Source organism: Lentibacillus salicampi (assembly GCF_004565465.1).
GTDB classification, from domain to species: Bacteria; Bacillota; Bacilli; order Bacillales; family Amphibacillaceae; genus Lentibacillus; species Lentibacillus salicampi.
In genome coordinates, this window is the sequence record NZ_SRHY01000011.1 from 21,008 (window position 1) to 45,297 (window position 24,290).

15 protein-coding genes are annotated in these 24,290 nt (G+C 45.8%); 2 read left to right on the forward strand and 13 right to left on the reverse strand.

From position 1 onward, the window contains the following. Nucleotides 1–176: 176 nt before the first annotated feature. Together E4U82_RS08925 and E4U82_RS08930 are read right to left on the reverse strand one after the other, a co-directional pair. Nucleotides 177–875 (reverse strand): CpsD/CapB family tyrosine-protein kinase, encoded by a 699-nt coding sequence (locus E4U82_RS08925; protein ID WP_135109855.1) that lies wholly within the window; start codon nt 873–875, stop codon nt 177–179. After that, complete coding sequence (locus E4U82_RS08930; RefSeq protein ID WP_135109856.1) at nt 850–1,611, reverse strand: YveK family protein; 762 nt, start codon at nt 1,609–1,611, stop codon at nt 850–852. Before E4U82_RS08930 ends, E4U82_RS08925 begins: the two co-directional genes overlap by 26 nt. 386 nt (nt 1,612–1,997) lie before the next feature. Between E4U82_RS08930 and E4U82_RS08935 the strand changes: the two genes are divergently transcribed. Continuing rightward, entirely contained in the window at nt 1,998–3,110 is a 1,113-nt protein-coding gene (locus E4U82_RS08935) for a LysM peptidoglycan-binding domain-containing protein (protein ID WP_135109857.1), read from the forward strand. A gap of 60 nt (nt 3,111–3,170) precedes the next feature. Next, a complete protein-coding gene (locus tag E4U82_RS08940) occupies nt 3,171–4,658 on the forward strand; it encodes an AcpB/EbpR/MafR family transcriptional regulator (RefSeq protein WP_135109858.1) in 1,488 nt (495 codons plus the stop codon). 26 nt (nt 4,659–4,684) lie between these two features. Here the strand turns inward: E4U82_RS08940 and E4U82_RS08945 are convergent, their stop codons facing one another. The 11 genes from E4U82_RS08945 to E4U82_RS08995 form a co-directional block, all read right to left on the reverse strand. Continuing rightward, entirely contained in the window at nt 4,685–5,290 is a 606-nt protein-coding gene (locus E4U82_RS08945) for a class D sortase (protein ID WP_135109859.1), read from the reverse strand. A gap of 21 nt (nt 5,291–5,311) precedes the next feature. Beyond that, entirely contained in the window at nt 5,312–12,841 is a 7,530-nt protein-coding gene (locus tag E4U82_RS08950; protein ID WP_135109860.1) for a Cna B-type domain-containing protein, read from the reverse strand. Between the two features lie 592 nt (nt 12,842–13,433). Beyond that, entirely contained in the window at nt 13,434–15,491 is a 2,058-nt protein-coding gene (locus E4U82_RS08955) for a CocE/NonD family hydrolase (RefSeq protein WP_135109861.1), read from the reverse strand. A gap of 30 nt (nt 15,492–15,521) precedes the next feature. After that, a complete protein-coding gene (locus E4U82_RS08960) occupies nt 15,522–16,172 on the reverse strand; it encodes an ABC transporter permease (RefSeq protein WP_342447728.1) in 651 nt (216 codons plus the stop codon). A gap of 9 nt (nt 16,173–16,181) precedes the next feature. Next, complete coding sequence (locus tag E4U82_RS08965) at nt 16,182–17,093, reverse strand: ABC transporter substrate-binding protein (protein WP_135109862.1); 912 nt, start codon at nt 17,091–17,093, stop codon at nt 16,182–16,184. Nucleotides 17,094–17,121: 28 nt separating this feature from the next. Then, nucleotides 17,122–17,763, reverse strand: coding sequence for an ABC transporter permease (locus tag E4U82_RS08970; RefSeq protein WP_135109863.1), 642 nt, complete (start codon nt 17,761–17,763; stop codon nt 17,122–17,124). Beyond that, nucleotides 17,751–18,881, reverse strand: a complete 1,131-nt coding sequence (locus E4U82_RS08975) for a betaine/proline/choline family ABC transporter ATP-binding protein (RefSeq protein WP_135109864.1) — start codon at nt 18,879–18,881, stop codon at nt 17,751–17,753. Before E4U82_RS08975 ends, E4U82_RS08970 begins: the two co-directional genes overlap by 13 nt. 149 nt (nt 18,882–19,030) lie before the next feature. Continuing rightward, complete coding sequence (locus E4U82_RS08980) at nt 19,031–19,723, reverse strand: TetR family transcriptional regulator (RefSeq protein ID WP_135109865.1); 693 nt, start codon at nt 19,721–19,723, stop codon at nt 19,031–19,033. 1,153 nt (nt 19,724–20,876) lie between these two features. Continuing rightward, nucleotides 20,877–21,827: a nuclease-related domain-containing protein gene (locus E4U82_RS08985; protein WP_135109866.1), complete on the reverse strand. Its 951-nt coding sequence runs from the start codon at nt 21,825–21,827 to the stop codon at nt 20,877–20,879. An 877-nt stretch (nt 21,828–22,704) separates the two neighbouring features. Beyond that, nucleotides 22,705–23,847 (reverse strand): mannitol-1-phosphate 5-dehydrogenase, encoded by a 1,143-nt coding sequence (locus E4U82_RS08990; RefSeq protein ID WP_135109867.1) that lies wholly within the window; start codon nt 23,845–23,847, stop codon nt 22,705–22,707. After that, entirely contained in the window at nt 23,848–24,282 is a 435-nt protein-coding gene (locus tag E4U82_RS08995; protein ID WP_135109868.1) for a PTS mannitol transporter subunit IIA, read from the reverse strand. Nucleotides 24,283–24,290 lie beyond the last annotated feature (8 nt).

Below are 24,290 nucleotides of genomic sequence, written 5' to 3' on the forward strand. Positions count from 1 at the left end.
CCTTTTTAGCGGGCAGGACTAATTACCCATATCTATTTTAGCAGGAAAAATCACCCTACGAAACCGTCTGTGAGTCACCATTTAGTCATAGAATCTGATAAAAAGTCATGTATTTGGATTTTTTTGACAAACTTCGACAAAAAGCGACTCTCCTTGTGAGGAGAGTCCTGATCAAGCTAATTATTTCCGTAATAGTAATAATAATTGGATTCTTTTTTCGTACGGTCGTTTAAGATGGTCCCTAAAATTTTTGTGTTGCTGGCTTGGAGGGATTCGATTGCATTTTCTGCTGCTTCATTTTCGGTTTGCTTGCTGCGGACGACGAGAATCGATCCATCACATAGGTTAGCCAAAATTTGAGCATCGGTAACAGCCAAAACCGGTGGTGTATCAAACAATATAATGTCGTATATGTCGCGGGCTTCTTGAATGATTTGTTCCATTTTTTTCGAACCCAGCAATTCAGACGGGTTTGGTGGGATCGGTCCACAGGAGATCGCATCAAGATGATCAACCTCCGTTGGCATAATCACGTCCTTGAGTGGGGATTCACCTACCAACGCATTGCTCAACCCCTTTAAGTTATCAAGACGAAAGGTGTAATGCATCGTCGGTTTGCGCATGTCTGCATCAATCAGCAGCACTCGCTTGCCTTGCTGGGCATAGACCACAGCTAGGTTCGCTGTTGTCATGGACTTGCCATCACCCGGTCCGGCAGACGTCATGAGCATGACCTGCAGTTCCTCATCCACGGAGGAGAATTGGATATTGGTACGAACCGTCCGATATTGTTCTGAAACTGGTGAACGCGGGTTTAAATTGGCAATTAAGTGCCTCATTTTTGTATTTCTAGTTGACTTCTTTCTGCGCGCCATTGAATTCACCCCTCCTTCTTGATTGGGCTAACTGGAATTGATCTACCTGGATATCACTGTCTGACACATGTGAGATCACACCAAGCACCGGCACTCCCAGCTTGTCTTCAATGTCTTTTTCCGTTTTGATTGTATTATCCAGATACTCAAGCAAGAACGCGAGACCAACGCCAACCATACCGCCAAGAACAATGGCGATGGCAATATTCAGCAGCGGTTTTGGGCTCACAGGTGTGGGGTTACTACCTACTTCCGCCTCGGACAAAATTGAGACATTATTGACATTCAAAATATCCGGGATTTCCTGTTGAAAAATCTGGACCGTTGCATTGGCAATATTCGTCGCACGGCCGGGGTCCGGGTCTGTCGCGGTCACGGTCACGACCTGGGAATTCTCGGCACTTGAGACATTTAGATTACTTTCCAATTGGCCAACAGAATAACCCAGATCCAGTTCCTCTATCACGTTTTCCAGGATCGCCGGGCTTTTAATAATCACGTTATACGTATTGATCAATTCCACGTTTGTCTGGATTTCGTTTGTGGTGTATTGCGATGATGTGTCCTGCTCCTTCTGATTTACCACAAACATTGAACTGGATTCATAGGTCGGCGTTAGAAAGAAGTAACTGAGCACCGCTGCAATGACGGCCGCACCCACTATGAAACTGATGATTAGCAGGATTCGCTTCTTGATGACCTCAAAGATCTCTTTGAGCGAAATCGTTTCTTCCATGTGTTGTTTACCTCCTGTTTCGACAATCGAGCGTATTGTCATCTAATAATCTATTTATTATTTCGACATTATAGACGAAATTATAACATATATTCTTAACAATCGTGATAAATTTTTGGTTGAGAAGGTTTTGTAAGGGGGTTGGGGAGGGGGCGTGCCCCTTCCTCGGGCTGAAGGGGGACAGAGGGTCAGACCCTTTGTCCCCCGGTTGGAGCGGGACAGGGGGTCAGACCCTTTGTCCCCCGGTTGGAGCGGGACAGGGGGTCAGACCCTTTGTCCCACACAATATTACAAATAGATTACAAACCCGCCAATAGTCTATTAATCTCGTCATATTTCGTGTACAATGGAAAATATTACATCACGACTATGGAGGGGGTCTTGCATTGGCCAATAAGAAAATTTTCATGTCGGTAACCGCAAGTGCTGTGATCGCTTCGGCGTTAGTCGCTGCAGATGATGCAGAAGCCGCATCATATAAAGTAAAGAGCGGTGATTCCCTATGGAAAATTGCGCAGCAGTATGACACAAGTGTTGGACAGTTACAATCACTGAACAATTTATCCGGTAGCATTATTTTCCCGAATCAGGTGATCGAAACGGGATCAAGCAGCTCATCCAGTTCGTCGAATAGTGGAAACTCCAGTTCCGGCGGCTCAGACAGCTCGGACAGTTCCAGCGGACAAGCTTCTACATACACCGTGAAAAGCGGCGATACACTAAGCGGAATCGCTGCCAGGCATAACATTTCCGTTTCCGATTTAATGAGCTGGAACGATCTCAATTCGTCATTGATTCACCCGGGAGACAAATTTGCCGTATCCAAAGGTGGCTCGAACGACAGTGGGTCGAGCAGCTCAAATTCCGGGAATAGCGGCTCAAGCTCGAGCGGCAGTGGATCGAATACCGGTTCCTCAGAGGTTTACACCGTTCAATCCGGTGATACGTTATCAGGCATCGCCAGCCAAAAAGGCGTATCCGTCAGCCAGGTGAAGAACTGGAATAACTTATCGTCAAGTTTAATTCTGATTGGTCAGAAGCTGAACATCGGCTCAAAGGCATCATCAGGATCAGGCAGCTCATCTGATTCAGGCTCAGGTTCCGGAAGCAGTGCATCAACTGATGTGGACTATGATGTTGATGAGTTGATCAGCACCGCCAAAGCCCAGCAAGGCGTTCGTTATCAATGGGGCGGCAATACACCAAGCGGATTCGATTGCAGCGGCTTTATCTATTATTCATTCAATAAAGCCGGCAAGGACATCAATCGCCTGTCGAGCGCTAGCTATTACAACCGCGCTCAATACGTGAACAACCCGCAAGTGGGCGACCTCGTATTCTTTGAAAATACCTACGCCGGCGCGAACGGCATCTCGCATATGGGCATCTACCTTGGCGGCGGCGACTTCATCCATGCCGGATCGGATGGCGTGCAGGTTTCAAACGTAAACAGCTCTTACTGGCAAAAGTATTTTGAAGGGTATAAGCGGTTTTACTAGGATTGGGAAGCTCCCGGCTTGGGCCGGGAGCTTCGTTTTATTGTTTAGGGGGGAATTAAGGTGAATATCTCGGATAGGCAATATAAAATCATCGAGTGCCTGGAAGGGTCTTCTGACAGCATGGCGTTGAGACAAATCGGGGAGGCCGTGGGCTGTTCTTATAAAACGGTCCAGAACGAAATTACGAAACTTCGGCAAATTTTACCGAAAGGCTGGTCCATACGAACGACAAAGGGAATTGGTGCAAGCTTAATCCAGCCGTCCAACGAAACTGTCGAAAGTGCGTTTTCACATGATGACCACAGCGTGTTTTTTGACTTGATTGAACAGTTGCTTTTGGATAAAGCTTATTCACTAGAAGAATTATGCGAGCAGCTTTATTTAAGCCGAAAAGCCACTCTAAAACTTATTTCCTCAGTGGAAGCGTTTATCCAGCCGCTTTTCCTTCAGATGCAGCGAAGGCCTTATCAAATTGCAGGAAGTGAAGGGGCTAAACGGTTATTATTATTTGAAATCAACCTTTCCCGCAACGGGATTCTGAATCATTATGTGAAGCATCCGAAATATAAACAAATGGAAAAAGCAAGGGATATGTTAGAACACGACTACGGCATCCGTTTAACAGACTACGGGTTCAATGTCTTATCTTATTTTTACCGTCTATGCATCCGTCGTGCTGAGAAGGGATTTCTTGCCGATGAACTTCCTTATGGTGTCAGCCGTAACGTGCAGCAGGAACCGCTATTCATCGGTATGCAGGACTTTTTTGATTACTTGGAGACGTTGCTGGTCATTCAATTACCGTTGCATGAGCGCGTCTACTTTTACCTCTGCCTTATTTATACAGAATTTCAATTCACCATTATCCACCAGGAAGACCGGCACGCGTTGCTCCAGGCACACAAAGATTACGATCAATTCATGGCGTTCATTCGTTATTTGGAAACGAATTTACGCATCTCTATCGAACATGATGATGATCTGTTATTCAACATTTTTAACTTGTATCAGGTCTCGCAATTGCGGCGTGTCGCCCCTAAACTGCAATATCTGCCGAAAGCCTCCGTTTTGCGCTCAGTAAAAGATAACGCACCGCAGACTCACAGCCGACTGGAAAGTTTGTGCCATGAATGGTCGAAAAAGACGGGTTTCAACTTTCATCAAAGCAATATTATCTCATTGGTCGTACATTTAAACCGTCACATCAATCAGTCGGACGCGTTAAAAGCCAACATATTGCTATTAACGTCGCGTTCATTCTTTTTAACAGACTTTGATGGAAGATTAAAAACACACTTTGAAGGCGTCGCGACTTTCAAAAACATGAATGCATCACAAGTCAGCAATGAGGAAGACATCCCGCCGGGGACAGACATCATCATAACTGATTCGCTGGTTTTGCCGGAGACCCCTGATATTGAAACCATATTGATTACCGATGTTATGACGGATAAAGACATAGCAGCCATCGCACAGACCATTGAGCGCATTAAACAAAGCAAAAAAGACACGTTTTTATCGGAAGCCCCTATTTGGCTCAATCCTTGACAGTGTATAAAAAATCCAGAAGGCACTCAGCCCTCTGGATTTTTTCCGTTACTTTTCAATGTGCCTTGAACAGCGATTCGCTCTTTCCCGTCCACTGTACAGGTAATTAACGTAATTTCGTCTTGATTTTTCTCGTCGTTTAGAACAGCTGTGTCTGTTGGCGCGATAACGTCCGAACTTGTAATCGTGTAATGAAATGATTGATCCCCCTGATGCACGATCACTTCAGACCCGACAGGCACATCCGGCAGCTGGCGAAAGTGACGGTCGCCCCGGTAGCCTCTATGCCCGGCTATCGTGAAGTTTCCTTCTCCGGGCGTCTGATTGCCTTTAATCTGGGTTAACGCGACGCTCAAGTTTTCTTCCGTCGTCTCGGGAAGAATTTTTTGCTTCAGGTCAATCGCCGGGATTTCCAGTTCCATAACGTCTGTTAATTGTGCCTCAGGAACCGTCAAATTGTTAACCGACGAGACGTCTGCTTCCCCATCGTCTGACTCCGATATGAGCGTCATCGCCTCTTCCAATGCAGCCGCTTCTTGCTGTTTATCCCATTCATAATACAGTGGGATCGCCAACAGGATGAGTCCAATGGCGAGAAGGGAAAAGCCGATGGTACGTTTTGTCTTCCGCATTGAATCCATCCTTTCGCTAGCTTAGTCCAGCTTTCGTTTGCGCGTCGTGATGAGCAAAATTCCGCCGGCACCTAATGACAAGAATCCAAGCAGCATCAGATATCGCAGCCATTCTTCGCCGGTTTGCGGCAACGTGTTGATTGATTCGTTCGCTGTTTGCTTCTCTTGATTGTCTGTTCCGCTGCCAGGATCGTCCGTGCTGACTGCAGATTCTTCAAGGTTATTGGTAATCTCAAAACTGTTATCTGTTTCCTCCACGGTTGATTGATAACCTTCCACGTTCTGTTCGTGCACGGTATAGTCATACGCCACACCATTTTCGTCGTATTTTTCCAAGTTGGTAAAACGGTATGCCCAATCCATGTCAGCGGTCAATTCTGCTGTATCAACTACGTTTCCGTTTTGACGTAATTCAACGATGATGGAATCCGGTCGATCTGTTGGCGTATCATTTTTCCACTGTTTCGATACGTCAATCGTCGTCGTGCCTACACGCGTGTTGGTGATGTCAAAACCGTCGATTGTTGTTTTATAGCCTTCTAACGGTTCTTCTTCGACTGTGTAGTTGTAGGCATTACCGTTTTCATCATAGGCTTCAAGGTTTTCAAATTCGTACGTCCAGTTGTCTTCTGCTGTTACTTCCACTGTTTCAAATGTTTCACCGTTTTGCAGCAAGGTTACAGTGATAGCATCTGGACGATCAGCAGGACTGCCGTCTTTCCAGTCTTTTGTGATGACGATCGTTCTTTGATCAGATCGCGTATTGGTGATGTCGTAGCCGTCAACTCCCGAATCATACCCCGGAACCTGTTGCTCTGCGACAGTATAATGATAGGCCACGCCATTTTCATCGTATCTTTCTAAGTCTGTAAAGCCGTACGTCCAATTATCTTCTGCCGTCACGTCTGTTGAAGCGACCTTTTCACCATTCTGCAGCAAATGAACTGTAATGGTGTCAGGGTGGTCTTCTTGATTATCGTCCTGCCATGTTTTGGTTCCAGTTACAGACGTTTTTTCAGAACGAATATTGGTGATGTCATGCTGATCAATCGTTTTCTTGTAGCCATCAATATCTTCTTCATCAATGGTGTAGTCATAGGCCACACCTTGTTTATCGTACTTATCCAAGTCTGTAAATTCGTACTGCCAATTAGTTTCTGCGGTGACGTCCTGCTCTTGAATGACTTCCCCGTTTTGCTTTAGCTGGACCGTAATCTCAGTTGGCCGTTCCGGATTGTCATCGTCGAGCCATGTTTTCTCACCTTCAACAGATGTTTCGCCGACACGCAGATTTGTGATGTTAAAACCGTCGATGGTTGTTTCATAGCCTTCTACCGCTTCTTCCTCAACGGTGTAGGTATAGGCGTGACCATTCCCGTCGAAGGCTTCAAGATTTTCAAATTCGTACGTCCAGCCGTCTTCTGCTTTAATGTCGACTGTTTCAAACGGGTCGCCATTTTGCAGCAACGTGACTGTCACGGCATCCGGGCGGTCTTCGGAATAATCGTCCAACCAGCCTTTTGTGATCTCAATCGATTTTTGTTCCGAGCGCGTATTCGTGATGTCGTGGCCGTTCACTTCTGAGTCGTAACCCGGTACATCCTTTTCTGTGACAGTGTAATCATAAAGCGCTCCCTCTTCATCATACTTATCTAAGTCTGTAAAGCTGTACGCCCAATTATCTTCTGTCGTCACGTCTTCTGTAGCGATGACAACATTGTTTTGCAGGAGATTCACTTGAATGGAATCCGGACGGTCATCTTCATTGTCGTCCTGCCATGTTTTCGTCCCTTCGACAGATGTTGTTCCGACACGGACGTTGCTAATAACGAAACCATCTTCAGCACTTCCTGTGATGCTTGATAATTGATAGTTTTCATCAAGATCTTTTTCCTTAACGCTATACGTATAAAGTTCGCCGGATGGATCGTACATTTCAAGGTTGTCAAATGTGTGTTGCCAATCCTCGGAAGCTTCTAATGTTGTCTCTTGCACCGGTTCGCCATTTCGCTGCAATTCAACAGTAGCCTCATCCGGACGATCGGTATCATCGCCGGCATCCAGCCAATCTTTCGTGACATCAATGGCGGTTGTTGCAACATTTGTAATGACAAAGCCGGTTTGCATATCACCTGTTATGCTTTCCTGCTTATAGTCGTCAACAGGCTTTTCGTTGACTGTGAATTCATATGCGACACCTTCTGAATCAAAAGCATCCAATTCTTTAAACGTATGCTGCCAGTCGTCATCAGCAGTAAGTGTTGCTGTTTTAAATGGCTCCTCAGCATCATCGCTCCGATACAGGTCAACTTCCACTTCTTCCGGACGGTTGTCTGCATTGTCGTTATCATTCCATTGTTTCGTCACATCAATGGACGTTGTGCCTTCACGGACGTTCGTGAACTGAACACCGTTTTCTGTTTGTTCTTTTGTTGTTTCATAGTGATCGACAGGCAGTTCGTTCACCTCATACGTGTATGGCTGCCCTTCTTCATCGAACATCTCCAAGTTCTCAAACGTATGCTGCCAGTCGTCACTCGAGCGGATTACTTTTGTGTCATATGCCTGTTCACTGTTGTCGCTTCTGTACAGCTCAACGGTAATATGATCCGGACGGTGGTTGGTTGCATCGTTATCGTCTTTCCAGTCTTTCGTAACGGTAATCGACTTTTGCCCTGAACGCGTGTTGGTCACGTCGTATCCATTGATGTTTTTATCATAGCCCTCAACAGGCGCCTCATCAATTTCGTAGACGTATTCAATACCTTGATCATCGTACTGATCTAAATGGTCAAAGCTGTATGCCCAGTCATCTTCAGCCGTGACTTCCTCTGTTTGTTTGAAATCCTCATCGTCTTGGCGTGTCAGATTTACCGTAATACTTTCCGGGCGATTGGCTGTCTTTTCTTCATCCTGCCATGTTTTTGTGCCTTTAACAGACATGGTGCCTATTCTAGTATTGGTAATGTCATAGCCGTTGATTGATTTCTCATAGTCTTCATCGACATTTAACTCATCAATATGATACTCGTAGGCTTCTCCATCCTCGTTAAACCTCGGCAAACCGCCAAAGCTGTATTCCCAGTTATCTGCTTCCCTTACTTCTTTTGTCATGTCAAAGTTAGCATCGTTCTCACCATTGGCGGAACGTGTTAACTCCACCGTTACTGAATTCGGACGATCTTCGGCATTGTCGTCGAGCCACGTTTTCGTTCCGGTAATGGCAGTCGTTCCGGTTCGGACGTTGGTGATTTCAAAATGGTTCGCGTCATCGCCTGACTCGACAACCGTTTGATAACCCGAAACGTGTTCTTCCTCAACTGTATAATTGATCACGTTTCCTTCATCGTCATACTTATCGATGTTTGTAAACGTGTGCTCCCAGTTGCCTTCCGAGTCAGGTTCGATATCCTTTGTGCCGACTAACTGCGGCGTGTCACCTTCACCTGATTTGAGAAGCCAAACCGTAATGCTGTCAGGACGATCGGCTGTTTCGGCCGTGTCCAACCAGTTCTTCGTGACCTCGATGTCCATTTTTTCGGTGCGGGTGTTGGTGATGTCATAGCCGTCATAGGTTGTATCGTAACCGTCAACGGAGTCTTCCTCTACCGTGTAATCATGTTCATGACCCTCAGAATGGTACTTATCCAAGCCGGTAAAGCTATACTGCCAGTTATCCTCCGCTGTCACATCTTGGGAATCAATTTGTTCGCCATTTTTCTTTAGGTTGACTGTGATCGATTCCGGACGTTCCGGTGAATTGTCATCTTTCCATATTTTCTGCCCGGCTACCTCCGTAAGCGCATTGTTATAAACTGTTTGGGATACTACGTCGTTTGGTTGTATTTCCAGGTCCGAAATAGTTGTAACAGCTTCATAGCCTGCTGGTGCTTGAATTTCGTCAATGGTGTAAGTGCCAAATGGGACTTCTCTCGTTGCAGAGCCATTTTGATTTGTTGTTAATTGATAACTTTGGCCTGTGTCGGCATTCGTGATGGCAAACGTTGCACCTGCCAATGGTGCTAATGTATCCACATCATTCTTGAACAGCATAAGATGACCCGTCTCACGTTCATTTCTGATGGTGAGGGTTTTCGTGTTATCGGTCATTTCCGCGCTATCAAGGACAACTTCTTTAGGTGATGCATCCTCGTAGCCTTCAGGTGTGTCTTCAATAAGCGTGTATGTTCCGTATTTCAACCCTGACCATTGAATCTCACCGTCTTCATTGGTCGTTCCTTCACGCACAACGATTTCTTCATTGCCAACGGTTGTTTTAAGCTGAAACGGCACGCCTTCCAGTGGTTCGTCAGTATCCAGATTGTTCTTTTTCTCCAGCGTGAGGTTGGCTGTTTCGCCTTGTGCGCCACCGCCTGCTTGCCCTATTTTCACTTCAACGGTGTCTGTTTTTTCCGTTGTGCCGACAACTTCCTCATTGGATGTTATGTCAGCTTGATTATCTAAATCGGCTGTTTCTTCAGTCAAAATGTAGGAAGAATAGGTCAGGACATAGTGATCGGTTATCTCGTCTGATATGTCTAAGGTAAAGGCGTTATCGGTTATATTCAGTTCATAGTCCTGGCCTTCTTCTAGCGTCTCATCACCTTGTGTTAACGCAAATGATTCTTCCAATAGTAATTGTAAATCTTCGTCGCCTAAGTTATCGGTAACCGTAACGTCACTTAATGTCGACTCCGATTGATTGATATCGATTTTCCAGTCGATGGTCCAATTGTCTGTGTTGTGGGTTCCATCTTTGCCGACGAATTCACCCTGATGAGGCAGTGTGACATGGGCATCTAACGCATGTGATTCGCCTTCTCTCGGCGTGAATTTCGCCGTATTTTCGTATGTTTCATCACTGTTATAGATATCATCTTTATCTTTTGTTTTGAAAACGATACGGTAGCTTTGGTCGATTTCCCCAAAGGTGATGTCGATTTTTTCACCATCATTTGTATTGACCGTAAAGTCATCGGTTACCTTGTCACCTTGTGTTATCGACCCGTCTTGGTTTACAGTTGTTTCATAGATTTCCACAGAGCCGATTAGCGATTGGTTCGATTGAATCTCGTCTGCAAACGTGGCGTTATCTAAATCTAGTTGATTGTAGTTAATATCGGTCGTCCACGTTATTTCCTTTGTTTCTTGATCAACTCTGCCATTTTTGGCTCCGTTACTCGTTGTTTTCGTGTTTGGTTCTACGGTATCGGTTATTTCGTTTGTGTATGAGTTTCCGTTGCTCGTTTCATAGTCAAGTCTCAAATGGTTATCAAAATTCGGATTATCTTCCGGGAAATCATACGTGAATTCGGTTGTATACGTAATCGTGTAAGCTTCTGAGATGTCACCGAAGTCAATTTTAAAGCCTTCTTTGTTACTGTCAATGACTGGTGTTGCGTTACTTCCTGGTGAAATTTCAATTGAATCTTCATCCAGCTTTTGACCTGAGCCACTGAAGTCATCTGTTAATACAAAGGAGTCAAAGCTTCGGTTATCTTGGTTGATCTCTATCGTCCAGTCAATTGTTTTGTTCTCGTAATCAATGGAGCTGTGTGTCTTTTCGCCCACTTGCTGACCAATACCCTGGCCACTCTCCTCTGACACACCGTCAACCGTGACTGTATTGGAGATTTCGCCATCATGTGTAATGTATTCATCATCTTTTAATTGTGTCGTATAGTCAATGATGAAAGGCTTGTTTGTATCTTCGTTCAGTGTGTACGTAACGTGATTGCCATTGATATTTATATCAAAAGTATCATTTGCCGGTGTGGTTTCATTGACCGAACCATCCTCATTAAATGATTCAACCTGCAAAATGTTGATGTCCGTTACTTCAAATTTGCTGCTTTGATCTTCTCCTCCTACTGTCAATGTGAATTCGTCCGTAAGTTCATTTCCTTCTACAAGTTGTTTTTCATCAAAGTTGTATTCCACTTGCCAATCAACGCTGTGATCCTCCTGATTAAAGGCACTTGATGTCTTCTTCAGGTGGTCTTGGCGGTCAACGGATATGGTCGCACCGGAAGAAGCATCGTTTTTGTTGTCAGATGACAATGTTGCCGTATTAGAATATTCCTCGCCTTTATCATCGGTAATATTGGTTGTATATTTCAGCTGATACGCTTGATTCGTATCACCCAGGTTCAATAACAGCTGTTCCTCGGTCGAGTCATTCATCGCACTAATATCAACCGGTTCATCTGCTACGCTAAGAACCTCACCGTTAATATTGACTTCTGCTTCATATAATTCAATGGAATCCGGATCCAAGGCCAGGTTCGCCTGCATATCATCTGTGATGGCCGCATTTTCCAATGATTCCAATGTCGTATTAATATCAACGGTCCAGTCAATCGTTTCCGTATTGAACTGCCTGTCATCACCATGTTGACCAGTTTTGTTAATGGCCTGGCCGCCTGTTGGCTGATAATTGACAGGAATGGTTTCGACAACTTCCTCATTCACTTTAAATTCTAATTTGTCTTCTGTCGTTGTTATTTCTTCCTGGTCTAATTCGACTTCAATGGCAAAATAGCCCGTAATATTCGATTCCTGCTCAATACTTTCAGAGAAGGTGAATGTGACGAACCCGCTATTATCAACGGAATAGGTTCCATATCCATCTAAATCACCGTCCGGCAAATTTAGTTCCGCAAATTGGTCGGGCAATTGTAATTTAAACGTATCACCTTCCGTGTACCCATGACCATTTGGTAAAGACCACTCCAATTTTAAGTCCAGGCCTTCCTCCAGATTAATTTGGTCATCAGGATCGACCGGTGTGCCGTCGGATTGTTCAAGAACAAAAGTGTCGATGATATTCTCCTCAACAGCGGCTGCCGGGCTTGGTGAATCAGCTTCCTGAGTGCTGGTGACTGATACGTCATCTGTTTGCTGTGTTGTGTTTCCGTCCTGTTTGGGTTCCGCTTCTTCATCTTTTGTGCTGTTTGAAGAATCTTCTGCTGGTTCCTGTGCTTTTTGTTGGTCATCTTGTTCTTTTTCGTCATCCTGTTCGTTGGCTGTCGTGCTTTGACTTTGCTTGGTGGAGTTCTCTGTGTCTTCATCCGCCTGGTTAGCTGGCGTGTCTGCTGAATTTTCCTCTGAATCTTTTGCTGAGTCTTGTGCTTTGACAACAACAGATACGTTGAAAACACCTATGGCATCAGCAACATTCTTGATTGCCTCGTTAAATGTAGCGGCTATCCGATTTTCCTGTGTCGCTGTATATGTCCCCAATTCTTGGCCTTCAAATGTCAGTTTCCCTTGCTGCTTATCAGCGATTTTAAAATCATTCGGAACTGGCAGAGTATAGGGGTGGTTTACTTCAGGGTCAATGCCCTCCGTCCCCCATTCAATTTCTAAAAAAGCCTGATTAACGTCCTGATCCCCGGAAATTTCCTCGCCTGCTCCATCAACGAGTTTAACTGATTGGAATAAATCAGATCCTTCCGATTCTGCGTTAACCTGAGCCATCGTCAATATGTTACCACTGATGATTTGAAACAGTAACATACCGATTAAAAGTATGGATAATTTTCGCTGCAATCCTCTCTCCTCCCCTTCATTAAATGTATTCCTCCGTTAGTTTAACTCGTCAGCGTCACCGCCAAAACGAATTGTAACCTTGCCAATCAAAGATGACTCAACTATTGAATATATCCTACAAAAGCCCTAATAACAATTGCCTATTTTGCCACTGCACAGGAAAAAAGCATCAGGGGCTGTCCCTGCTGCTTTAATACATTACTGTTATAGGGGGAGAACTCGCATGAGTGGGAGTGCTTTCGCTCGAGTTGGTGGGGCGCTCGCTCGAGTTCGAGTGGCGCTCGCTCGAGTTTGGGTGATTCCTGCTCGAGTTGGGGCGGGGTTCGCTCGAGTTCGGGTGATTCCTGCTCGAGTTGGGGCGGGGTTCGCTCGAGTTCGGGTGATTCCTGCTCGAGTTGAGGCGGGGTTCGCTCGAGTTCGGGTGATTCCTGCTCGAGTTGAGGCGGGGTTCGCTCGAGTTCGGGTGATTCCTGCTCGAGTCAGCACTGTTCTTGCTCATCTTCTGGCTGCTTTAATACATTTAAAACGGGGTCTGCTCCCTCATCACTCTAGCGTACTAGCGTGGTGTGGGGCAGACCCCTAAAAAAGCTTTTTAATTAAAGTCTCTTGGTATGTTTTCTTTCCATGTTTTTTCAAACATTTTTTCTCCGCTTTCATAGGCTATCAGTGTGTTAACAAGATAGAATGTTGTTTCATCACTTGTCATTTCACTGAAGCTTTCTAATTTTGTTTGCCATGAACCTCGTCCGACTTTTAGTTCCCATTCGCATGTAATCGTTGCGGATAGTGGATCGTTTTCTCTCACCATAAAAGTATTTTTATTTTTACTACCGTGTTCAATGCCGTTTATGAGCAGTTTGCGCTCACCCTCATCGGAGTAGTCTTCCAATTTCCAGATGCCACTTACGGTGTCATGACGAACTTCGCGTGTCCGTTGTTCTTGGCGCAACTCTTCTTTTTCTATCACTTGGGCGATTTCCGGTGTCAAAAAGTGATCGGCACATGTTTCATCTTTCGGTTGTGGTGTCCGTACCGGCAGTTCCATATAGGTTTCTTCACCGGTCTCAACCGTTAAGGTCACCGGTTTTGGCGATGGCCAGGCTTGGGGCCAGTACGTTGGTGATAAAGCAACTTCAAGCTGGTGTCCCGCTGGAATATTTTGTCCCAGTACATCCATTGGGACACGAATTTGATATTTTTCCCCGGGGACGAGTGGCTTGGGATGCTCATGGGATTCGAGATGATTCAAGTTGAGCATACCCCAGCTGATTAATGTGGATTCCCCTGTTGGTGCTTTATCATTTAATCGTACTGCCAAGAGCGCATTTTCCTGATCTGAGGACACTTCTGCATGAAAGACCGGCTGACCAAGCAAATCGATGGATTCTCTCAGTGGTTCTGACGTGAACACAACAGATTTTCCATTTTCCAGACGTTGATCAGCGGGTAGGTCACCCGGTTCGCCGAATGGACAGAATACACCGGAATAAAAACCGTGTTCCTGAACACTTGGAATCGTAGCAGTTTTATGATCGCCTGGTGCTTCAAATGATAATTTTTCATCGTTCAGCCAAACGTTTTTTTTGTTCACATTGTTCGATGGCCACGCGTTATCGGCGACCCATTTTCCTGGTCGTTTTTCATATGTCACCTGTGGAAGTTCACTGTTTTGAATCCATGTTATCAATTTGGGCTCGTCCATAATCCCCGTGTCTTCCCCTTTTAGCCATTGGTCCCACCAGCGCAGACATTCCTGTAAGAACCCGATATTCGGCTCTGGTATGGCTACCTCTGGATATTCGTGTGCCCACGGTCCAATCAAGCCTTTGCTTTCCTTGGGCAGATTTTCCAATAAACGAAAGACAGCATTGGTGTAACCATCCTGCCAGCCACTGACAGCAAAAACAGGGATTTCAATATCGGAATAATCCTCACAGATCGATCCATACTTCCAGTAGTCATCACGGCGCTGATGACGCATCCATTCCTCCACAAATGGCGGTGTGTTTTCTAAGCGGTCCAGCCAGTTGTCCCGCCAGCTTTCGCCGACAACTTCCGGATCCTGTGGTCTTGCATTGTAGACAAACATGGTCGATGCCCACCATAGCATGTCGGAGGCTAGGATACTGCCGCCGCGATAATGAACATCATCAGCAAAGCGGTCATCTGTTGAGCAGAGCGTAATAATCGTTTTTAATGCCGGATGCTTTCTGGCAGCAACTTGCAGGCTATTAAAGCCGCCCCATGATTTGCCGATCATCCCGACCGATCCTGTTGACCACTCCTGCTCTGTAATCCAATCCAATATGTCCAGTGCATCATCGTGTTCCTGTATTGTATATTCATCCTTCATAATGCCATCCGAATCACCGGACCCGCGAATGTCGACGCGGATACTGGCATACCCGTGTCCGGCAAAATAAGGATGACGCGCCGAATCCCGAATGGCGGTGAAGTCATTTTTTCGATATGGAATATACTCCAAAATCGCCGGTACAGGGTTTTTTCCGGCATCTTCAGGCAGCCAAATGGTGGCAGCCAACTCCGCACCATCAGTCATCGGGATACGGATATCATCCCATTTTTTTATGTTTCGTGGAAATTCGGTAACAGTTTTGCGTTCTTCAGAATCGTGAATATTAAATACCAATGTCGTCAACCTTTCTGTCTGTTTATTTCATTAAGCCATACGCTGTTTTGACCTGGTTTCCAATTTTCCAAGCATAAAGTCCGCAATAAGAGCCAGGAGTGTTGCCGGAATAGCACCGGCATATATTTTCACATCAGACTGCAGACTAATACCGGAGATAATTTCTTTTCCTAACGCTTCAGCCCCAATATATGGACCGAGACAGGCTACTGCCACTGCAATAACCGATGCGACACGCAGTCCGGCCATCAAGAATGGGATCGATAATGGAAATTGTATTTTCCCCAGCAGTTGCAAGGGTGTCATACCAGAACCTCTGCCGGCTTCTATCACACTATCATCCACCTCTTTAATGCCGACATACGTGTTGCGTACAATTGGCATAAGCGAATAGAAGAAAAGACCGATCACCATTGTCTGAAAACCTAAGCCCATATAGAGCGTCAAAATGGCGAGCATCGCTAAACTGGGTATCAGTTGCAGAATATTGGTTGCAGAAATGATAATGGGTGCCAGTTTTTGATATCTGGCTGCTATGATGCCCAGTGGAATGCCAACGAGAAGTGCAAGTGCCATCCCATAGGCTACCATGACGATATGTTCAATGGTTAAAGCCAGTAATTCGCTTCTGTTTTCGATCATATATTGGGTTAGCCCTGTGATAAAATCCAACTCAATCACCCTCCCCCTTTATTCAATCCACCCTTTTTCGGTGGCAAATTCTTTTGCGACTTCAGCTGCATCACGCTTATTAATATCCACTTCATGCATCATTTGTGTCATTTCCTCTGTACTGATCGAACCGACTAAAGAATCTAGAATGTCAGCTACTTCCGGGTACTCGTCAATCACCTCATTACGCGCAACCAGTGAAGCCTCATACGGTGGGAAGAATTTCTGGTCATCTTCCAATATTTTTAAGTCATACTCGATGATTTGCGGGTCCACTGTATAGGCGGTGACAACATCCAATTCATCGTTGGCAATGCCTTCATACATTAGAGCAACATCCATTCCTCTTGCTTCTTCAAATGAATAACCGTATGCCTCCTGATAGCCTTCATAGCCATCATTGTCACGTTCAATCCATGAATTGTCGGTTCCCAATATCATATTATTCGCATACTCACCAAGATCGGTCATTGTTGTTATATTATTGTCCGCGGCAAAGTCTTCTTTGACAGCAATGCTGTATTGATTAATGAACCCAATTGAGTCGTACCATTTCATATCATATCTCTCGCCGAATAATTCCTGTGCCTGTTCTAATGTCGCTTCCGGATCAGTGGAATACTCCACTTGATCTTCATCAAAGTGGTTATTGTAAACCTCCCCGGAATATAGAGTTGCAAAATCAAAATCTCCCCGGTCAATTCCTCCCATAACTTGCGGGCTTGCCGGCATGTCTTCCGTAATATTCACTTCATGATCGGTCTGGTCCTCTACTAACAGCTTTAGGATTTGCCCCATAATTTTAGGGTCGGTATTTTTTTGTGCTCCGTATTCGAATACTTCGCCGCCTTCTGAGGAAGCGGACGTACCGCATGCTGCCAATAAAATTATCAGTAATGCAAACACACTGCTGTTTATAAATCGTTTCATATTTATCAAAATCCCTTTCTTATTTGTATTATGCGTTTGTGTATTTCTTTTCCAGCTTTCCAAAAGCCAAATCAAGTAACAAGGCAATGACAATCGCCAGAAGGGTTCCGGTAAAAATCATGTACTGATCGTTATAGCCAATGCCTGCTAAGATTAAATCACCCAGCCCGCCGGCACCAATTAAGGCTGCCAGTGTTGTCCAACTGATAATATAGACAGTCGTTACTCGGATACCGGACATCACATAAGGAAGAGCTGCAGGCAGTTCGATTTTGAACAGGCGTCCCATCGTAGTGAAGCCCATTCCTTTGGCTGCTTCAACAATACTTGGATCAATTGACTTGATTCCGGTATATGTATTTCTTAACAGCGGCAGTAATGCATATAGGAACAATGCTGTCACGGCCGGTGCAAATCCGATGCCCAACAACGGTATCATAATGGCCAAGAGGGCTATCGTCGGGATGGTTTGAAAAATGTTCGCGATATTAAATATAAGGCTTTTGATTTTATCATTTTTCATCTTGGTCATATAAACTGCCAGCGGAACAGTCACCAGAATGGATAGAACAATCACCACGAACGAGATCAGCAAATGTTCGGATGTGTAGGTCATAATCGATTGATACTCATCCTGCCAAAACATCACGTAATCAGTTATGAACTCCATTCTGAATCACCACTCTTATTCATGTAGAATTGATGCAGCAAATGGACTAATTGTTTGCGTTCGACAACCCCGGCTAAATTGCCTTCTTTTGTTTGAATGGGATAGACCGTCGATTTATGCTCATGAAAGATTTGCATTAAACGGTGACTATCCATATTTTCCGTAATGGTTGGAAGGGTATCATGGATGAACGTTTTAAGGTCTGTCCGCTTGTTATTTAATAGATCAAACAGATTGACGATACCATTAAACGCTCCATTCTCATCCACGACCGGAATGTCTGAAATCTGGTAACGGGATAATAGTTGAATGCTTTGCTCTACCGTAGTATTGAGCGAAATCGAAGGATAATCGCTTTGGATCATGTCTTGAATGGAGGGTAATACATTTTCCAGACGGTCTTCGCCGATAAATTCTGTTACAAATTCATTGGCCGGGTTAGCCAATATTTCCTGTGGCGCTCCTTTTTGAACGATTTCGCCATCCTTCATTAAAATAATCTGATCCGCAATTTTTATCGCCTCGTCCATGTCGTGGGTAACAAAAATAATCGTTTTATTGATTTCTTGTTGAAGTTTGGTTAGCTCATCCTGCAATTGTTCCCTGCTGATGGGATCCAGCGCACTAAAGGGCTCATCCATTAATATGGTGGAAGGCTCTGCTGCCAGCGCTCGTATAACACCGATTCGTTGCTGCTGCCCGCCGCTTAATTCAGCAGGGTAACGATTTCTGTAAGTTTCCGGGTCAAGGTTCACCATGTTTAATAACTCATCGACCCGTTCTCTGATTTTATGTTTGTTCCATTTCAGTAATTTCGGAACGGTCGCGACATTGTCAAAGATCGACATATGCGGAAATAAACCAATGTTCTGGATGACATATCCCATTTGTCTGCGTAATTCAAATGGATTAATTTGCTTCATATTTTGGTCGTCAATTAAGATATCGCCATCCGTATAATCGGTTAACCGGTTTAATAGTTTCATAGTCGTTGTTTTACCACAGCCACTGGGACCAATTAATACATTAATTTTTCCTTCTTCAAATGTTAAGTCAATATCTTTTAAAGCCTGAAATCCGTCATCGTAAATTTTATTTATTCCTTTTAGCTCTATCATAAGCGTTCCCCCTTGGATGTTATTGTTTGCATCAAGGCAAGTGCGTTCATGCGTTGTGTGAATGGGCTCATTTTATGAACATGTTCATAAAAATTGTTATAAGAATGTAGCTCCACATATTGTCAGCTACCTTATAGTGTTAATTTGTCCTAAAACGAAACGTTGATCTCACGCCGCTTTTCTGGAACCACAATACCCATAACATTGCGATACACATAATGAAGCGTTGTTTGAATGGCTTCTTCTTTCGTACTCTTCCTTCTGTGGTTCATGACCGTATTCATCATCCCCTTCCAAATCAGCAAGGTAATATCAGCAATAAACGCAACATTATCCTGTTCGATGAATCCCTCATCAACAGCGCTTTGAATATACAATGCACTACGCTTGGAGAAACTTTGCTCCATCATAATATCCTGAATTTGTTCCGGAAGATCGAGAATATCATTTTGGTAAATTTGATAATAATATTTCATTAAATCCTCCGGCACCGATCCCAAACTATCCATGAAAATAACTGAATAAATCTTCGGATGTTCAAATGAATGTTTACAAAAACACTCCCAGCTGTATAACCAACTTTCAACTGTGTTATTCCCTTTCTTCAAGTACTCCGGAAGTTCATTCACATAGTCCGTTGTAAAGCGCATCGCCGCGAAATACTTTAAATGCGACAAATCCTTAAAGTAATTATAAGCTGTCGAGCTCGTAAATCCCGCTTTATCCGCTATTTTTCGAATCGTAAAATGATCAATACCGTCTTCTTCCATCACATCAATTGCCGCATCTAAAAAATATCGCAACATCCGTGCACGCTGGATTTCTTTTCTATTTACTGACATAACCCCACTTCCTTACCCTCTTTTATAGAACCTTCTTTTCATCGGTGCTTTTGTTTAATGTGACACGTTTACATGAACACGTTCTTTTTATGAACACGTTCATATTAACACGGATATTTATGTATGTAAAACTGATTTCGAAAAATTTCCGGAATATCGTCCGGAATTTCCTGTCCCCTTAGTATTCGAGAAAATTGAAGGGGGAAGGGCTGTGCTCTTAAAAGTTTGGGGCTGTCCTGCTCGTGTTGGGGTGGGGCTCGCTCGAGTTCAAGGCGCTCCCGCTCGAGTTGGCGAGGCTCGCTCGAGTTCGGGTGATTCCTGCTCGAGTTGCGACGGGGTTCGCTCGAGTTGTGGCGGGGTTCGCTCGAGTTCGGGCGCTTCCTGCTCGAGTTGGCGGGGCGCTCGCTCGAGTTCAAGGCGCTTCCTGCTCGAGTTGCGGCGGGGTTCGCTCGAGTTCAGGCGCTTCCTGCTCGAGTTGGCGGGGCGCTCGCTCGAGTTCAGGCGCTTCCTGCTCAAGTTGACGAGGCGCTCGCTCGAGTTCAGGCGCTTCCTGCTCGAGTTGCGGCGGGGTTCGCTCGAGTTCGGGTGATTCCTGCTCGAGTTCGGGCGGGGCTCGCTCGAGTTCAAGGCGCTCACGCTCGAGTTGGCGAGGCGCTCGCTCGAGTTCAGGCGCTTCCTGCTCGAGTTCAGGCGCTTCCTGCTCGAGTTGGCGGAGTGCTCGCTCGAGTTCGGGTGATTCCTGCTCGAGTTCGGGCGGGGCTCGCTCGAGTTCAAGGCGCTCACGCTCGAGTTGGCGAGGCGCTCGCTCGAGTTGCGGCGGGCCTCGCTCGAGTTTAAGGCGCTTCCTGCTCGAGTTGCGGCGGGGTTCGCTCGAGTTCAGGCGCTTCCTGCTCGAGTTCGGGCGGGGCTCGCTCGAGTTCAAGGCGCTCACGCTCGAGTTGGCGAGGCGCTCGCTCGAGTTGCGGTGGGGATCGCTCGAGTTCAGGCGCTTCCTGCTCGAGTTGCGGCGGGGTTCGCTCGAGTTCAGACTGCTTTCATGTGTTGATGGAACTTTCGCCTATCCAAACCATTTAGATTGAATATTTTTAGCAAAAGCCAAAAATCTCCCTTCCGTACGAACATAAGGGTAGTTTTCGGCAGCAGCCGAAAACGATCATTCTCTCCGCCAACATCGATGCTTTTGATGATATGCTAATCCGCTTTTTTTCAGTATTCTGGTAGCCGTTCCTCTAGTGATGTTACCGAGGAACCATGCACACGCTTTATTTGTGATTGAATCTTTCACCAACAATAAATAATCATCTATAGCCTTCATATGTTCGTTCCTCGAAAAACACTTGCAATTCCCGCATTGCCATCCGTTGTAGACACGCTTCATCCCTCGCACTCCGCAATCTGGACAGATTACACCAGGCAATATGTCCGTCGTCCGTAGTCCATACCTCTTAAATAGATTAATATCAAATTCGCCGCACTCTTTTAGAATCACCTTGCCAATTTGATAGTCAGAGTGTTTTTTTGCGCCCTTATTGCCAAATTGTCGGTCCGTATTCATAATTCGCTCGGGAACTTCAGCGGCGTGAACGACATATTTTCCAATTTCCTCCTGATCGCCTTCTACTTGGACCACCGTTGACGGGTCAGCGATTGCGACGAAACATTTAATCGGAATGTGTCCCAAATTGTGCTGTTTAAGCCAATTTTGCAGATGGAATTTTTGATTTTTCACTTGAGTGATCGGGTATTCGTATCCTGACTCAATCTTGCCGTCAGAGCGGGTGAGCTGGTTGAGAATGGTGTTAAACGTAATGGTGCCTTTATAGTTTTTGGAATCAACAATAATAATAGAGTAGTTCGCAATGATGAGGGAATCAATTTGGAAGTTTTTACCGTTGACGCGGAGGTAAACATCTTGAAGGATCGTGTACATTGGGACGAGGTTATCGAGAAAGTAATCGACCTTAATTTCGCCGTTATAGCCTTGCTGCTGCATCTTGGCGTCTTCTTTCATCTTGGGTAAGCCTGGAAACTGTGGCGAGAGTCTCGGGGTAGCCGCATCAAGCTTTCTTAACGGAAGGGGTTTTGCACGGTTCTTGAGTATCATCGGGTTCGCTCCTTTATTTAATTTTTGTGGTTGCTATTAATATAGCACATTGGTAGGTGGAAGTGAATAGATTTTCGGCCACTGCCGAAAATCAACTTTATAAATGGAGTAATGCTTTCGTTTAAGGTAGGATTAAGTGCAAGAGAGGGATCCTTGTATAGGAGTAGGGACGGGTCTGCTCGTGTTGACGACTCCCTCGCTCGAGTTCATGGCGCCCCCGCTCGTGTTGACGCGGCCCTCGCTCGAGTTCAAAGCACTCCCGCTCGAGTTGACGACTCCCTCGCTCGAGTTCAAAGCACTCCCGCTCGAATTGACGACTCCCTCGCTCGAGTTCATGGCGCCCCCGCTCGTGTTGACGACTCCCTCGCTCGAGTTCATGGCGCTCCCGCTCGTGTTGACGCGGCCCTCGCTCGAGTTCATCGCACTCCCGCTCGAGTTGACGACTCCCTCGCTCGAGTTCAAAGCACTCCCGCTCGTGTTGACGACCCCCTCGCTCGAGTTCAAAGCACTCCCGCTCGTGTTGACGCGGCCCTCGCTCGAGTTCTTGGCGCTCCCGCTCGAGTTGGCGATCTCCTCGCTCGAGTTCATGGCGCTCCCGCCCGAGTTGACGACTCCCTCGCTCGAGTTCATCGCGCTCCCGCTCGAGTTGACGCGGCCCTCGCTCGAGTTCAAAGCACTCCCGCTCGTGTTGACGACTCCCTCGCTCGAGTTCAAAGCAGCCCCGCTCGTGTTGACGCGGCCCTCGCTCGAGTTCATCGCACTCCCGCTCGAGTTGACGACTCCCTCGCTCGAGTTCATCGCGCTCCCGCTCGAGTTGCGGCGCCTCCTAGTCGCCATCCATCAAAAAAAGATTTTCGGCAACAGCCGAAAATCCTCATCATCCATTCACTTCTTTCATAACCGCTTCAACCAATGGGTCATCTGTTTTAAGCTCGGACACGGACTGAAGGGTCTTTTCATAGCCCTGGTCGGCAATCATTTCCTGAAGTTTAACAGCTTCTTTATCATTATCATCGCCATATTGCAGGGCGGCTGCTATGGTTTTCACTAAATGCTGTGGTGCTTTTTCGGTCAATTCAAGGTAAAGGCTCGCCGGGCGGATCAGGCGGTCATGTGCGCCGAGTTTGCGAATTGGGCCACGTGCGACACGGGTGACGTTATCCGAAATATGCGGGTTCATAAATCGCTTGATGATTTTTGCGATGTAGTCCTGATGTGCTTTTCGCTCAAATCCATATGTTTGGATGAGTGCCTCGCCTGATTCGTGCAATGCGCCTTCGATTATTTCCTGCACACGCTGATCTTGCATGGCTTCATAGATGGTGGCGTATCCCATCTCATGACCGATGTAGGCAGGGACCGCATGGCCGGTATTGACGGTGAACAGTTTGCGTTCAATGTATGGTTTCAAGTCATCGACATAGGTGATGCCATCGATGGTTGGTTTCTCGCCTTTAATAGCGGTTTGCTGTACGATCCATTCATAATAGGGCTCTACAGATACTTGGAGCATATCCGCGTTCGACTGGTTGGGCACAATCCGGTCAACTGCTGCATCCGGGAACCCGAACACGTCAGTGCTGGCGGTCTGTTCACTATCGGATAGATGCTCAAACACATTGTCTTTCAATACAGTGCTGCCGCCAACCATGTTTTCGCAGGCGATAATGTTCAAAGGCTGCTTGCTCGTTTCAAGACGTTCACGCAGTCCTTTGGCAATCAGCTCGGAAATCGCCGGTAAAATATTCGGTCCGACCGCTGTTGTGACAACGTCTGCTTTCGTGATGGCGTCAATGACATCATCCGGATTGCTCACACTGTTAATTCCAGAGACATTTTTGACAGTTAATGTTTCACTGTTTTCTGCAGCGAGCACGACGTCATATTGCTGGCGAGCATTCAATTCACTGATGACCGCATCATTCACATCGACAAATGTTGTATGGTAGCCCGCCTCATATAATAAAGCGCCGATGAAGCCTCTGCCGATATTGCCGGCACCAAAATGTACAGCTTCCATTTAGTTCACCTCGTCGAACAGATTGATGATGTCTTCTTCTGATGTCGCATCGACAATTTTTTGGATATTTTCTTCCTCCGAGCAGACGATGGCTATTTTTGACAGCACGTCCAAATGTTCATTTTCTTTTCCGGCGATGCCGATCAATACTTTGACTGTGTTGCCGTCAAAATCAACGCCATCAGGCACGGTGACAACGGACAGGCCTGTCTCCTCGACTAATTCTCTGGCGTCTTCTGTACCATGGGGGATCGCCACATAATTCCCCATAAATGTAGATGTTACCTCTTCACGCTCCAGCATTTTATCGATATAGGCGTCTTGCACATAGCCATTGTCAGCTAAGATTTTACCTGTATATCGGACTGCTTCTTCTTTGCTATTCAATGATTGATTCAAACGGATATTTTCTTTCGTTAAGATATCTTTTCCCATGTCGTGAT

Excerpts from the sequence above, each read along its gene's own strand:
- E4U82_RS08945 (WP_135109859.1), bottom strand. The coding sequence starts at position 5,290 with ATGCGGAAGACAAAACGTACCATCGGCTTTTCCCTTCTCGCCATTGGA.
- E4U82_RS08965 (WP_135109862.1), bottom strand. The coding sequence starts at position 17,093 with ATGAAACGATTTATAAACAGCAGTGTGTTTGCATTACTGATAATTTTA.
- E4U82_RS08995 (WP_135109868.1), bottom strand. The coding sequence starts at position 24,282 with ATGGGAAAAGATATCTTAACGAAAGAAAATATCCGTTTGAATCAATCA.
- E4U82_RS08990 (WP_135109867.1), bottom strand. The coding sequence starts at position 23,847 with ATGGAAGCTGTACATTTTGGTGCCGGCAATATCGGCAGAGGCTTCATC.
- E4U82_RS08980 (WP_135109865.1), bottom strand. The coding sequence starts at position 19,723 with ATGTCAGTAAATAGAAAAGAAATCCAGCGTGCACGGATGTTGCGATAT.
- E4U82_RS08930 (WP_135109856.1), bottom strand. The coding sequence starts at position 1,611 with ATGGAAGAAACGATTTCGCTCAAAGAGATCTTTGAGGTCATCAAGAAG.
- E4U82_RS08985 (WP_135109866.1), bottom strand. The coding sequence starts at position 21,827 with ATGATACTCAAGAACCGTGCAAAACCCCTTCCGTTAAGAAAGCTTGAT.
- E4U82_RS08975 (WP_135109864.1), bottom strand. The coding sequence starts at position 18,881 with ATGATAGAGCTAAAAGGAATAAATAAAATTTACGATGACGGATTTCAG.
- E4U82_RS08925 (WP_135109855.1), bottom strand. The coding sequence starts at position 875 with ATGGCGCGCAGAAAGAAGTCAACTAGAAATACAAAAATGAGGCACTTA.
- E4U82_RS08970 (WP_135109863.1), bottom strand. The coding sequence starts at position 17,763 with ATGGAGTTCATAACTGATTACGTGATGTTTTGGCAGGATGAGTATCAA.